We start from the raw sequence: 11,569 nt of genomic DNA, 5'->3' as shown, positions 1-11,569 counted from the left end.
GGAATAAGTGAGAGGTTTTTTTATACATAAAAATACATGATAAGGGGGCATAAAAAGGCCTTTCCCAGGAAGAGTAAGTGAGAGGTATTTTTTTATACATAAAAATACATGATAGAGGGTTATAAAAGGCCCCCTCCCAGAAAGAATAAGTGAGAGGTGTTTTTAAAACAAAAATAATACATGATAATGGGGTAACAAAAGCCTTCTCCCAGTGCAAATAAGTAGAGGGATGATTTTTAAACATTAATAACATATTCAAAAGGCTTATCCTGTGGTCAATAGTAGAAAGGAGATGGAATGATGGGAAAAATGGTTTCAACGAAAAAGAGGTTTGTGCGTTACAAAGAGGGAGCTGAGATGTATTCTATGTGTCAAACAAAGTTTGAGAAAATGGCAAAGGATGCGAAGGCTATTTATAAGTGCGACAAGCTCGTACTGGTAAATACTGAGATATTTGAGCATTATCTTGAGACATTCAGAATTGACTAATGGGGGCTTGTATAAGCTTAAGGCGTAAAATATAATGAGGCTAGTAGATGCGTTTGGCATAACTACGACAAAGGTTTAGAGTCTTTAAATGATTTATGCTAAGGCTTATTCAAGTGTTTCTCCATTAAGGAGGCACGACATGGCAAAGACTAGAAAAGATTCTAAAGGAAGGGTATTCCGAAAAGGCGAGGGATATCGTACACAGGATAATCGTTATATCTATAGGTACACAGATCCTAGGGGATTGCGAAGGACAATATATGCACGGACTCTAGAAGAACTAAGGCAAAAGGAAGACGAGCTGAAAAGAGATCAATTAGATGGCATTGATAGTCACGTAAAAAATGTAATGACAGTCAATGAAGCATTTGATCGGTATTTGTTCCTGAAAACTTCATTACGACGAACAACCAGAGCTAACTATGAGATGATGTATAACAAGCACGTGCGAGAAGGCTTTGGCAAAAGAAATGTAGGAGATATCAAATTCTCTGATGTTCTCATGTTTTATAAGATGCTCGTAGAAGAGGATGGGATAGCTCCAGTTACGGTAGGTACAATTCATTGTTGTTTGAGACCTACATTTGAGATGTGTGTTAGAGATGAGATTATTCGAAAGAATCCCACAGATGGAGTACTCCGAGAGATCTCCAATGATATTGGAAAAAACAAAGGTGTAAGGCATGCCTTGGAGCTAAATGACCAGGTAGCTTTTATTGATTACATCAAAGGACATCCGGTTTATGATCATTGGCATCCAATATTTACTATTTTACTTGGCACTGGACTTCGGTGTGGAGAATTTATTGGATTACGGTGGAAAGATATAGACCTGGATGAAAGAATAATAGATGTAAACCACGCTTTGGTTAGAGTAAAACCTACAAAGGGCGAGAAAGCAAAGCGACTAGGAGTATCCTTACCTAAAACGGATTCTGGAATAAGAATAGTTCCAATGATGGACGATGTATGTGAGGCGTTCAAAAGGATTTATGAGGAACAGCTTGTAACAGGATTCAACGAAACAGTAATTGAAGGTATGTCAGGATTTATATTTAAGAATGCTAATGGAGACGTGCTCTGCGAGCAGAATATCAATGCAGCAATAAGGCGAATTGTGGAATCCTATAATATGGATGAGATGGGAAAAGCATTGAAACAACGAAGAGAGCCCCATCTATTACCGCGCTTTAGTTGCCATCAGTTAAGACATACTTTCTGCACACGCTTTTGTGAGAACGAAAGCAACCTGAAAGTGATTCAGGATGTTATGGGGCATAAAAACATCAAAACAACGATGAATGTTTATGCTGAAGCAACAAATGACAAAAAGAAAGAGGCGATGCAGAAGTTATCTGCAGCCTGGAAAGAATTCAAGGTAGAGTCTTAAGACTCTTGACCTCAAAATTCTGTGTTGACTCCAAACTGAATACAAAATCATACAGAACAATACTTCATAATGGTTCATAGCATTTCTGCCTATTATAATTGAAATGGCTGAAATACGTAATAATACGGTATAACGGTGCAAGATACATTTTAGGAAATATCTTGTTGCACTTATGCCATACGTAGCTGAGTAATCAGTAGATATGACTTTACAGAGTCAGGTTCGAAAGAGCCTGGCTCTTTTTTTGTTTTTGGAAAAAGTTACAAAATGGGCTTATAACTTCTTGGAAAAGTTACGGAAAAAGTTACAAAACAGCCAACAAAAACCTTGGAAAAGTTACATCAAAGTGATATTCTGAGTATATAGCGTAGAAAGAAAGGGTAACAGAATGCTGAAAAGACGTATTTTTCCAGAAATTTTATCATGGATAGAAAAAGACCATAAGCATGCATTGTTGGTAACAGGTGCCAGACAGATAGGAAAAACATATTTAATCAGAGCGGCACTTGAGGAGAGCAAATCGGATTATGTGGAACTGAATTTTATTAAAAATCCAGAATTTGTAAATCTGTTTAAGGGTATAACATCAATAAATGAATTCTATGATAGATTGACAACAGTAGTATCTGGGCTTAAGCTAGGCGAAACGATAGTTTTTCTTGATGAGGTACAAGAATGTAAGGATATTATGACCTGGTTGAAGTTTTTGGTTGAAGATAAGAAATATAGATTTGTACTAAGTGGATCTTTGCTGGGAGTTGAACTTAGCGACCTGAGATCGGCTCCTGTGGGATATTTACATACTATAGATATGTATCCAATGGACTTATTTGAGTTTTTTACTGCCTTGGGAGTAAAGGATTCGACATTAAAACTTATAGAAGAATCATATGAGAAGAGAGAACCAATTGATGAGTTTATACATAATCAGCTGATGAAGGTATTCGATTTATATCTAATAATAGGGGGTATGCCTGAGGCTGTGCAAAAATATATAGACACCAACGATATTTCAAAAGTAGCAGCGGTTCAGGAAGATATAATAAGGCAGTATAAATCGGATTTTACAAAATATGAAGAGAAATCAAAACTTCAGCTTAGAGAAATATATGAAGCTATTCCAAGTGAACTGGAGGAGAAGAATAAAAGGTTCTTTATAAGTCATATTGATGGAAAAATCTCTTTTGATAGGGTAAAAAACAATTTTATTTGGCTTAAAAATGCTGGAGTAGCATTGCCAGTTTACAATATTACCGAGCCAAAGGCGCCATTAAAAATCAGTGAAAAAAGAAATTTGTTTAAGCTGTTCTTATCGGATGTTGGTCTTTTGACTAGTATGTATTCAAACACCGTCAGATTAAATATATTGGAGGGTAGCAATAATATTAATAATGGTGGAATATATGAAAATGTTGTTGCTCAGGAGTTATTCTCAAGAGGAATAAAGACATATTATTTTAATAGTAAAAAACAAGGAGAGTTAGATTTTGTTATAGAGTTAAAAGGTAAAGCTTTACCTATAGAAGTAAAATCAGGAAAGGACTACGACAAACATTCTGCACTGTCAAACTGCACGAATGATGAAAACTATGATATACCAGAAGCATTTGTACTATGTAATGGAAATGTATCAAAGAAAGAACATATTACCAATTTACCAATATATATGATGGGGTGCATTAAAGAAGAGTCAATAGATGGATTGGTGTATAAATTGGATTTGCAAGGAATATAAAAGAATTAGACTTGGAAAGATGTTCATATATGCAGGATATGCAGGTAAGCTATCTAAAGCAGGATTTCATACAGAAGAAGATATTGAAAATTGGATTACATTATCTCGAAGGGAGGAGCATTACTAAGGTAATGCTCTTCATTTTATATTATTAAAAAGTGTTGAATGGAATTATATATTGTTTTAGTATATAATCTATACTAATACAATATATGGAGGATTTATGACACAAGGAATAATAATATATATAGGATCAGATAAAGTGTTTCATGAGACTGGAACATACAGCTTTGATATGTACCCGAATGATTACAAAGGACATGGTGATGAGATAATAGCTTTCTTTAAATACAGTCGTAATTGGACGGAAGACTTATTTTATGATTTTGTAAAAGGCTTCCATTGTAAGTATTTCAAAGATATGGACTATGATTATGAAGATACAATGATTTTTGGTTATAAACCTGATATGAGTTATGATATACAAAATAATTGGATAGATTATATCTATATTGTTAATAATTCAGGGGAAGATTTACAGTGTAAAACAGAAAAGGGAATTGAGTATATCCCAAACGATAGTATAGTCATTATTTCATTTCATAATATAGAAAAAATAATAAATCATTCTGCAGATGGGATTGAATATGAGTTTAATGATGAAGATTGTAGCAATGCTATAGACGCTCTGGATTTTTATTCCAGAATGTTTATTGGACAGTACAATATGATTGATCGAAATCTTTGTATGTTGATAAATGATTACTATGAGTTCAATTATTTAGAATTTACACGTAGGCATTTATACACAGCTGCTAGAAGTATTTTATTTAAAGATACTGATATTGCTAATTGGGAGTTAAATGGAAGCTTAGGTATATTTTCAAAAGATACGGATATTAGAGCAAAAAATGCTTATGATATCCAACAATATTTGAGATACAGTGCTGCATGGTGCAGAAATCCTGAAGGTGGACATACAGTTGATTTTAGGCCACCATTATTATCGGGGAATTTAGGTGAAACAAATTGTAGTAGTGAGATAATTGATGGAGCAGTAATTACCAATGCCATGCTTAAGGGGAAGCAGGTCAAAATTGTTTTACAAGCTATAAAAATATACATAATGTTATTAAATATTGACCTAGTAGGGATATTCAATGAATATACTGATAATAAATTGGTTATAGAGATTATCTCATTGATAGAAAAGTTATGCCCACAATCTATGAAAGATGATAACAGAGATAAAAAGGTAAAACAATTGCAGAAACTGTATGAAAAGATATTATATGCCTAGTTCTATTGCGGTAGAATTAATTATTATTCCACAGCTTTAATGTTTTTAGAAGTTTGTCTTGTGCATCCAGTGGCATTTTAGAAATCTCTTCTAAAAGTTCACGATTTATAGCATTTTGTTTGTAATCAGGCTCAAGTTTACCGACTAAGGCATCCAAGGAAATACCCATGAGTTTTGCATAATAAATCAATAATCTGAGCGACATGGCAGTGCGGCCATTTTCAACGTTACTTATATAGCCAGGTGTAACTTTCAGTTCAGAAGCTACTTGATTTTGGGTTAGCCCCATATTTAGTCTGTACGCTTTAATTTTGTCTCCGTAATTTTCCTGCATTTCGACCTCCAAATTTTCGGTTTCTAAAAAAGGTCAAATAACCTTAAGAATATGATATATTATTTATATATATATTTAAAGCATATGGAGGACAGACCATGCTTGAATATAAGAATATACTTGATGAGTTTGTTTCAAGAGTTAAGCTAGTTTTGGGTAAAAGTTTTGTTGAGGTAATATTATATGGTTCCTACGCGAGGGGAGATAATAGAGATAATTCTGATATAGATATTATGCTTTTAACAACATTATCTGATCAGAGAAATAAAAAAAGTTGAAAATGAGATATTTGATATTGCTTATGACTACATGCTTTTTTTATGAAGTTACAATCAGTGTAAATATTAAAAATCGTGCTCATTTCTTATATTGGTCAGATAACCTACCTTATTATAGGAATGTTAAAAAGGAGGGAATAGTTCTTGCAGGATAAGAATAAGGATTTAAGTTCATATAGATTCCAAAATGCTGTAGAGACTCTCGATGTTGCATGTGATTGTTTAGAAAACGGCCATTATAGGGATGCCATAAACAGGTCATGTTATGCAGCATTTTTTATGTGGCAAAAGCTGTATTGACTTTAAATGAGGTGGATTTTAAGAGACATAAGGATGTGGTAGCATACTTTAATAAGGAGTATGTAGCAACAGAAAAGTTCTCAAAAGATACCGGAAGAAAACTTGCTAGACTACAGCAAAAAAGAGAAAAAAGTGATTATGATGATTTTTTTATAGCCTTAAAAGAGGAGGCAGAAAGTCAAGTAGAAGCAGCGAGGGATATCCTAAAAGAAGTATAAGAATTTTTAAAATAAATACACAGTTTAATGTGACTTCACAGAGTCAGGTTCGAAAGAGCCTGGCTATTTTTTTACAATTTTTGTTAGCAAAAATAAAGTAGTCAAAAAACTTCCGTTATTGTATAATAAACAAAGTTGATTTCGGGAGGATTTTGTTATGCCAATAATGTCAGTTATTAAAAATACTTCGATGGGCAACTCGCTGTGCTCAAAAGTATCCTATGAGGATTTTAATATAGGATCGCAGCTGATTGTAGCGGAGTATGAAGAAGCGCTGTTTATGAAAGACGGCGTCATCGAGGAGGTTTTCGGACCAGGTAAGTACACACTTACAACTGAGAACTATCCATTCTTAACCAAGTTTGTTTCAAAACTGGTTTCTGGAGGCGTTAGTGCCTACAACTGTAAAGTCTATTACATCAACAAAGCACATCATCTTGAGCTCAAGTGGGGTACAGGTACTCCAATCAGAGTAATTGATCCTGTTTGGGGAATTGAGGTACACGTTCAGGCACGTGGTTCATATTCTGTTGTTGTAAAAGATTCTAAGAAGTTTTTCCTTAAGTTTGTAGGAGCAAGTGCAAGTGCCGTAGAGCAGGATATCATCAAGAATTTCAAGACTGCTTTCATTCAGCACATTACAGATGGTCTTGCAGATTACTTAGTTTCAAAGGAAGATGAAGTTCTTGTTACATGCAATAAGAAGAAAGCATTAGCTGATGACATGCTTCCAGTACTTAACGATATTCTTGATGAGTACGGTATGGAGCTTGAGAACTTCTACATCGAGAGCATCGAGGTTCCTGAGAATGACCCATGTATGGCAAGAATCAGAGAGCTTAGAATTAAGCGTCAGGAGAAGATGTTTGATCGTGAGCAGCTTGCAGCAGACGAGAGACTTAACTTCAACCTTAGACGTGAATCATCAGAAGCTGACCGTTATGTTTCAGGACAGATGGCACAGGCTGATTATGAGCGCATGACTATCCGCGACCAGGATGGTAACAATGGATGGGCGAGACAGGAATATGCTGATGCAATCAAAGCTGCAGCTAACAACAACGGCACAGGCGGAGCATTCGTAGGTGCAGGTATGGGTCTTGCTATGGGTAATGCCATGGGAACAATGGTTGGAGCATTGATGAACGGTGGTGAAGGTGCAGGTCCACTTAATGGTGGAGCCGCTACTGGAACTTCAAAGTTAATCTGCCCAAATTGTAATTCTGCAGTACCAGCTGGAAGCAAATTCTGCATCAACTGCGGAAATCCAATGGAGCCAAAGAAGGAAATCTGCAAGAACTGCGGAGCTGAACTTGCTCCAGGAATGAAGTTCTGTGGCCAGTGCGGTACACCAGTTTCAGAAATAAAGACATGTAAGTCTTGTGGTGCTGAGCTTGCAGCAGGTCAGGTATTCTGCGGTGAGTGCGGAACTAAAAACGACTAGTATTGGGAATAAGGAGAATTAGTTATGAGTAGAACCTTTATGAAGGGTATTGTAGCGGCAATAATCATTGTAGTGGCTAATGTAGGTCTGTTCTTATTTAATAAAACCTTCACACACACATTCTGGATTAGCTACGCATTTATGATGATGGCAGCTCTTATCACAGCTTATGTTGGGGTCATTCACGTTAATAAAAAGCAGATTCTTCATGCATATGAAATTTCTGCAGTAACAGGTTTTTATTTTGTAGTAGCATTTATCGCAGGATTACTTTCAATCAAAGTTTTATGGTTAATTCCTGCAAGAGCATTTTTCCTTCAGTTTGTTATCTTTGCGTTGTACTTAGTGGCATATTTAGTTGTATCTATGCACGGTTCACATGTAAATGAGCAGCAGGCTACAAGAACAACAGACCTTATGAACTTTAAGTACATTCTTGATAACATGAAGAGTGCAGCTTCAAAGATGGAGTATTCACATCCACAGAGAAAGATGGTAATGCATGCTTACGATTCACTTGCAAGCGGACAGGTGGCAAGCAGTGAGCAGGTATTTGATATTGAAAATAGTATCACTGAGGCTATCGAGGAGTTAAAGACTGCAATTTCTGGTAAGGATGAAGAAAAAGTAGAGAAGCTTTGCAAGAGAATTGAAGAGCTTTCAGATGAAAGAAAAAGCAAATTAACAGCAAGAAGACCTTTCTAAAGATATATGAAAAGAGGATAAAGTTATGGAAGAAATAATGGAAATAATTGACAAGTATGGAGCCGATAAAAATAAATGGTATTTATCAATTTGGTTCATAGTAATTATGTTTATCGTTTTCTGGCCAGCAGGAATTGCCCTTCTGATTTTACGAAATGCTGGTAGAAAAAATGCAATGTTTATTGGTTCAACTGATAAGAGAAAATATATACTTGCTGGTGCAGGTCTTATTGTTCTTGGTATATTTCAGATTAAAAGCTCTACTGTATGGGGCATATTAATGATCATCGGTGGTGGAGCACTTCTTTACTATTCAAAGACATTAGTAGACAAAGCTGAGAGAAACAAGAAGTACATTGATCTTATTGTAAACCAGCGTGAGGGAAGCATAGATAACATCGCAGGTGTTTGTAGCATTTCTTATGACAAGGCTGTTAGAGAGCTTAAATATCTTCAGACTGTTGGCGTATTAAAGAACATCTCTATTGATGAGCCAAATCGTGTAATCACACTTATAGAGTCAACTCAGATTCCTGAGAGAAATAGTATCTTAGGACAAGAAGAAGTAACATGCACTTGTCCAGGATGTGGAGCTACAAAGCTTGTAATCAAGGGTTCTACATCATGCTGTGAGTATTGTGATACACCAATGTCAGCAAGCTAAAAATATACAGGATAAAGACAGAAATGATATGAAATACTACCTAAAAATGATATATTTTAGGTAGTATTTTTTTATGGGAGAATAGGGAATATGATTATTAATTATTTAGTTATTATCAACGCTTTGGGATTGGCAGTTATGGGGCTTGATAAAAAGAAGGCCATCAAAAATGAGTGGAGAATTCCAGAGAAGACTCTTTTTTTAGTCAGTGCCATAGGTGGAAGCGTTGGTACTTTTCTGGGAATGTACCTTTTCCGTCACAAGACAAAACATTGGTATTTTGTAATTGGAATGCCAGCAATATTAGTGGCACATGTGGTAATAGGATGGGTTATATACAGTAAAATGTATCTGGGATAGAAAGTGTTGCACAACACTCGTATATAAGACAGAAATACTGTCGAACAATACTTACAAAAGGGGGAGTTTACAATGCCAAGAGTTAATTTATCTATTAATCAGGAGATGTATGACAAAATCAAGCATCAGGCTGATATACAGGGGATTTCAGTCAACAATATGATATACAGTCAGCTACAGAAGCAGTATGGAGATGATGAGTTTGATTATATTGTTGCATTGGATTGTTTGAAGCAGGAAGCGTCAGAGCAAAGTGGATATTTCAGTTTATGGGAGCTTCCAACCTTTAAAGAAATCGGTAATATGAAATCTGGCCATGAGAAGAAAGAATCTCCTGAGCAGATTAGAGCAAGATTGGGAAAAATGTTCCATGACTCAGTTAAGAAGGGTCAGGTATGGGATGTTATGATTCATAAAGGTAAGATTGATGTACCACAGCATAAGTCAAAAAGACCTGGAAGAGCTGTTATATATGCAAAAAAGAGTGAACAGAGAGAACTGTTGTACAATACTCCAGATGGCATGTTTAATATTGTTGAACAACACTTACAAGAGGCTATAAATCAATAAAGTTATGAAGTACTCAAATATAATAACCGCTAAATTTATATCCAGACCAAACAGGTTCATAGCACAGGTAGAGTTAGAAGGAAAAGAGATTACAGTCCACGTTAAGAACACAGGAAGATGTAAGGAGCTCCTTCTTCCAGGAAGAACTGTTTATCTGGAGAAGGCTAGTAATCCAGAACGTAAGACTCCATATGATCTGGTGGCGGTAGACACGCCAATAGGAATAATAAATATTGATTCTCAAGCTCCAAATGCTGTTGTGAAGGAGTGGCTTTTAAAACAGGATTATTCGGTCGTCCAGCCAGAGTATAAGTACGGAGATTCCAGAATAGATTTTTACATGGAAAAGGGTGACGAAAAATACCTTCTGGAGGTTAAAGGGTGTACCCTGATAAAAGATGGCACAGGCTATTTTCCAGATGCTCCTACAGAAAGAGGAGTTAAGCATCTACGTGAGTTAGCTAAAGCTGTAGATAGAGGATTCAAAACTATGGTTGCTTTTGTAATTCAGGTAGAGGGCGTAACAGAGGTACGACCTAATGTAGAGACCCACCCAGAGTTTGGAATAGCATTACAGGAAGCAAGGGATGCAGGAGTGGAGGTTTTGTGCCTGGCGTGCAATGTTTGGGAAGATGGATTGGAGATTATTTCATAAGTGTTGCACGACATTGTTCACGAGGTGGTTGGAAATATAGAACAACACTTACAAAGCCAGAAAAAGAGGAGCATTTCTGCTCCTCTTTAAATATGTACAGGCGTTTATTTTTCAGAATACTCTTTGAGTCTATCTGCATTGATGTTTCCAGAATTTATGGTATTAGCAACCCACAGCTTGAGCGCTTCGACAGTGTGATCGATTTGGTTGAGCTGTTTTTGAATATGAACGAAATCTGGAATCTCATCATCAGAAACAATGCCATCAGCAGTAATTTCAATGAGACGATCCTTTTGTTTATCCAAAGAGTTTAAAGCAGAAAGCATACCAAGGACAATTTCAGAAAGAGAAGAGACTTTGACCTCAGGAACTGATTCTTTACCAATGCGACACTCATGAGTGCAATAGTAATTGCAAAGCTCCGGCTTTTTATATGCAGCTGCCATGTCTACAACATCCTCAGGATAAATAGATGCTTTTCCTGTTTCAAGTTTTTCAAGACGGCTTTCACTGATTGTGCCGATTAGTTCACTGGCTTGTGCACGTGTAAGACCAGCAGCCTCTCTGCTTTCAAAAAATATATTCTTATCGTCCCTAATTGACTTTCTGCCCATGCAAACCTCCGTAATCACATAAAAATATTAGGTATATTATATCTATTTTTTTTATTCAGCGAAATAGAATATGAGTATTTACTGTAATAAAGATATAATATTATGATATAGGGAGTTAGAATATAATCAATAAAAGAAAACCTGAACAGGTAGAAATAATAAACGGTTTTTAGATAAGGAGTGAATGATATGTTTACAGCATTATTTTTCGTATTATTCTTTATGATTTTTGGAAAGATGATTGGATTTGCTTTTAGAGCAACTTGGGGATTGATGAAAATCTTACTTTATATTGTATTCCTTCCATTAATTCTTATTGGATTAGTTTTTGGTGGTTTACTTTATATCGCATTTCCAGTTCTGATTATAGTAGGTCTTATAAGCCTGGTTGCAAAAGCATAAGGAAAGCATAATGAAAGCTCAAATGAAAAACTAACTTCCGGCAAAGAACATCAAAAACGCCTCAGTTGAGTTTTTTACAATTATTTACAATCAAAACTACATTTGACGACT

At 35.7% G+C, this 11,569-nt stretch carries 15 protein-coding genes; 13 read left to right on the top strand and 2 right to left on the bottom strand.

All coding sequences use genetic code 11. The features are described from left to right. Window positions 1-297 precede the first annotated feature (297 nt). The 4 genes from BUA88_RS13740 to BUA88_RS13725 all read left to right on the top strand — a co-directional run bounded on the left by BUA88_RS13740 (window position 298) and on the right by BUA88_RS13725 (window position 4,914). Window positions 298-489, top strand: a complete 192-nt coding sequence (locus BUA88_RS13740; protein ID WP_072919012.1) for a DUF6462 family protein — start codon at window positions 298-300, stop codon at window positions 487-489. A gap of 139 nt (window positions 490-628) precedes the next feature. After that, a complete protein-coding gene (locus BUA88_RS13735) occupies window positions 629-1,879 on the top strand; it encodes a tyrosine-type recombinase/integrase (protein WP_072919010.1) in 1,251 nt (416 codons plus the stop codon). A gap of 388 nt (window positions 1,880-2,267) precedes the next feature. Beyond that, entirely contained in the window at window positions 2,268-3,614 is a 1,347-nt protein-coding gene (locus BUA88_RS13730) for an ATP-binding protein (RefSeq protein ID WP_072919008.1), read from the top strand. Between the two features lie 223 nt (window positions 3,615-3,837). After that, window positions 3,838-4,914, top strand: a complete 1,077-nt coding sequence (locus tag BUA88_RS13725) for a hypothetical protein (RefSeq protein ID WP_072919007.1) — start codon at window positions 3,838-3,840, stop codon at window positions 4,912-4,914. Between the two features lie 16 nt (window positions 4,915-4,930). On the opposite strand, the gene BUA88_RS13720 is transcribed toward BUA88_RS13725, so the two are convergent. Then, window positions 4,931-5,248, bottom strand: a complete 318-nt coding sequence (locus BUA88_RS13720) for a helix-turn-helix domain-containing protein (protein WP_072919005.1) — start codon at window positions 5,246-5,248, stop codon at window positions 4,931-4,933. 98 nt (window positions 5,249-5,346) lie between these two features. On the opposite strand from BUA88_RS13720, the gene BUA88_RS16535 reads away from it, so the two are divergent. The 8 genes from BUA88_RS16535 (at window position 5,347) to sfsA (ending at window position 10,442) form a co-directional block, all read left to right on the top strand. Beyond that, the gene (locus BUA88_RS16535; protein WP_242939627.1) at window positions 5,347-5,526 is read left to right on the top strand and encodes a nucleotidyltransferase domain-containing protein; all 180 of its coding nucleotides are present in this window, start codon (window positions 5,347-5,349) and stop codon (window positions 5,524-5,526) included. A gap of 281 nt (window positions 5,527-5,807) precedes the next feature. Then, on the top strand, window positions 5,808-6,044 hold the full coding sequence (locus BUA88_RS16530) for a HEPN domain-containing protein (protein ID WP_242939626.1): 237 nt from the start codon (window positions 5,808-5,810) through the stop codon (window positions 6,042-6,044). A gap of 157 nt (window positions 6,045-6,201) precedes the next feature. Beyond that, window positions 6,202-7,488, top strand: coding sequence for an SPFH domain-containing protein (locus BUA88_RS13705; RefSeq protein ID WP_072919003.1), 1,287 nt, complete (start codon window positions 6,202-6,204; stop codon window positions 7,486-7,488). Between the two features lie 24 nt (window positions 7,489-7,512). Continuing rightward, window positions 7,513-8,193, top strand: a complete 681-nt coding sequence (locus tag BUA88_RS13700; RefSeq protein ID WP_072919001.1) for a hypothetical protein — start codon at window positions 7,513-7,515, stop codon at window positions 8,191-8,193. A 25-nt stretch (window positions 8,194-8,218) separates the two neighbouring features. Then, window positions 8,219-8,857, top strand: a complete 639-nt coding sequence (locus BUA88_RS13695; RefSeq protein WP_072918999.1) for a hypothetical protein — start codon at window positions 8,219-8,221, stop codon at window positions 8,855-8,857. Window positions 8,858-8,947: 90 nt separating this feature from the next. Next, window positions 8,948-9,217, top strand: coding sequence for a DUF1294 domain-containing protein (locus tag BUA88_RS13690; protein WP_072918997.1), 270 nt, complete (start codon window positions 8,948-8,950; stop codon window positions 9,215-9,217). Window positions 9,218-9,289: 72 nt separating this feature from the next. Beyond that, window positions 9,290-9,787, top strand: a complete 498-nt coding sequence (locus tag BUA88_RS13685) for a hypothetical protein (protein ID WP_072918996.1) — start codon at window positions 9,290-9,292, stop codon at window positions 9,785-9,787. Between the two features lie 4 nt (window positions 9,788-9,791). Then, window positions 9,792-10,442 (top strand): DNA/RNA nuclease SfsA, encoded by a 651-nt coding sequence (gene sfsA, locus BUA88_RS13680; protein WP_072918994.1) that lies wholly within the window; start codon window positions 9,792-9,794, stop codon window positions 10,440-10,442. Between the two features lie 104 nt (window positions 10,443-10,546). On the opposite strand, the gene BUA88_RS13675 is transcribed toward sfsA, so the two are convergent. Then, window positions 10,547-11,056, bottom strand: a complete 510-nt coding sequence (locus tag BUA88_RS13675) for a helix-turn-helix domain-containing protein (RefSeq protein WP_072918992.1) — start codon at window positions 11,054-11,056, stop codon at window positions 10,547-10,549. Window positions 11,057-11,245: 189 nt separating this feature from the next. Between BUA88_RS13675 and BUA88_RS13670 the strand changes: the two genes are divergently transcribed. Beyond that, entirely contained in the window at window positions 11,246-11,458 is a 213-nt protein-coding gene (locus BUA88_RS13670; RefSeq protein ID WP_072918990.1) for a hypothetical protein, read from the top strand. Window positions 11,459-11,569 lie beyond the last annotated feature (111 nt).

Origin of the sequence: Pseudobutyrivibrio xylanivorans DSM 14809, from assembly GCF_900141825.1 — a bacterium.
GTDB lineage: Bacteria > Bacillota > Clostridia > Lachnospirales > Lachnospiraceae > Pseudobutyrivibrio > Pseudobutyrivibrio xylanivorans.
The sequence above is the reverse complement of the archived record's forward strand: the minus strand, read 5'-3'. Positions and strand labels throughout refer to the sequence as shown.

Coding starts and splice junctions, on each gene's coding strand:
- BUA88_RS13740 (WP_072919012.1), top strand. CDS start 298: ATGATGGGAAAAATGGTTTCAACGAAAAAGAGGTTTGTGCGTTACAAA.
- BUA88_RS13735 (WP_072919010.1), top strand. CDS start 629: ATGGCAAAGACTAGAAAAGATTCTAAAGGAAGGGTATTCCGAAAAGGC.
- BUA88_RS13730 (WP_072919008.1), top strand. CDS start 2,268: ATGCTGAAAAGACGTATTTTTCCAGAAATTTTATCATGGATAGAAAAA.
- BUA88_RS13725 (WP_072919007.1), top strand. CDS start 3,838: ATGACACAAGGAATAATAATATATATAGGATCAGATAAAGTGTTTCAT.
- BUA88_RS13720 (WP_072919005.1), bottom strand. CDS start 5,248: ATGCAGGAAAATTACGGAGACAAAATTAAAGCGTACAGACTAAATATG.
- BUA88_RS16535 (WP_242939627.1), top strand. CDS start 5,347: ATGCTTGAATATAAGAATATACTTGATGAGTTTGTTTCAAGAGTTAAG.
- BUA88_RS13705 (WP_072919003.1), top strand. CDS start 6,202: ATGCCAATAATGTCAGTTATTAAAAATACTTCGATGGGCAACTCGCTG.
- BUA88_RS13700 (WP_072919001.1), top strand. CDS start 7,513: ATGAGTAGAACCTTTATGAAGGGTATTGTAGCGGCAATAATCATTGTA.
- BUA88_RS13695 (WP_072918999.1), top strand. CDS start 8,219: ATGGAAGAAATAATGGAAATAATTGACAAGTATGGAGCCGATAAAAAT.
- BUA88_RS13690 (WP_072918997.1), top strand. CDS start 8,948: ATGATTATTAATTATTTAGTTATTATCAACGCTTTGGGATTGGCAGTT.
- BUA88_RS13685 (WP_072918996.1), top strand. CDS start 9,290: ATGCCAAGAGTTAATTTATCTATTAATCAGGAGATGTATGACAAAATC.
- sfsA (WP_072918994.1), top strand. CDS start 9,792: ATGAAGTACTCAAATATAATAACCGCTAAATTTATATCCAGACCAAAC.
- BUA88_RS13675 (WP_072918992.1), bottom strand. CDS start 11,056: ATGGGCAGAAAGTCAATTAGGGACGATAAGAATATATTTTTTGAAAGC.
- BUA88_RS13670 (WP_072918990.1), top strand. CDS start 11,246: ATGTTTACAGCATTATTTTTCGTATTATTCTTTATGATTTTTGGAAAG.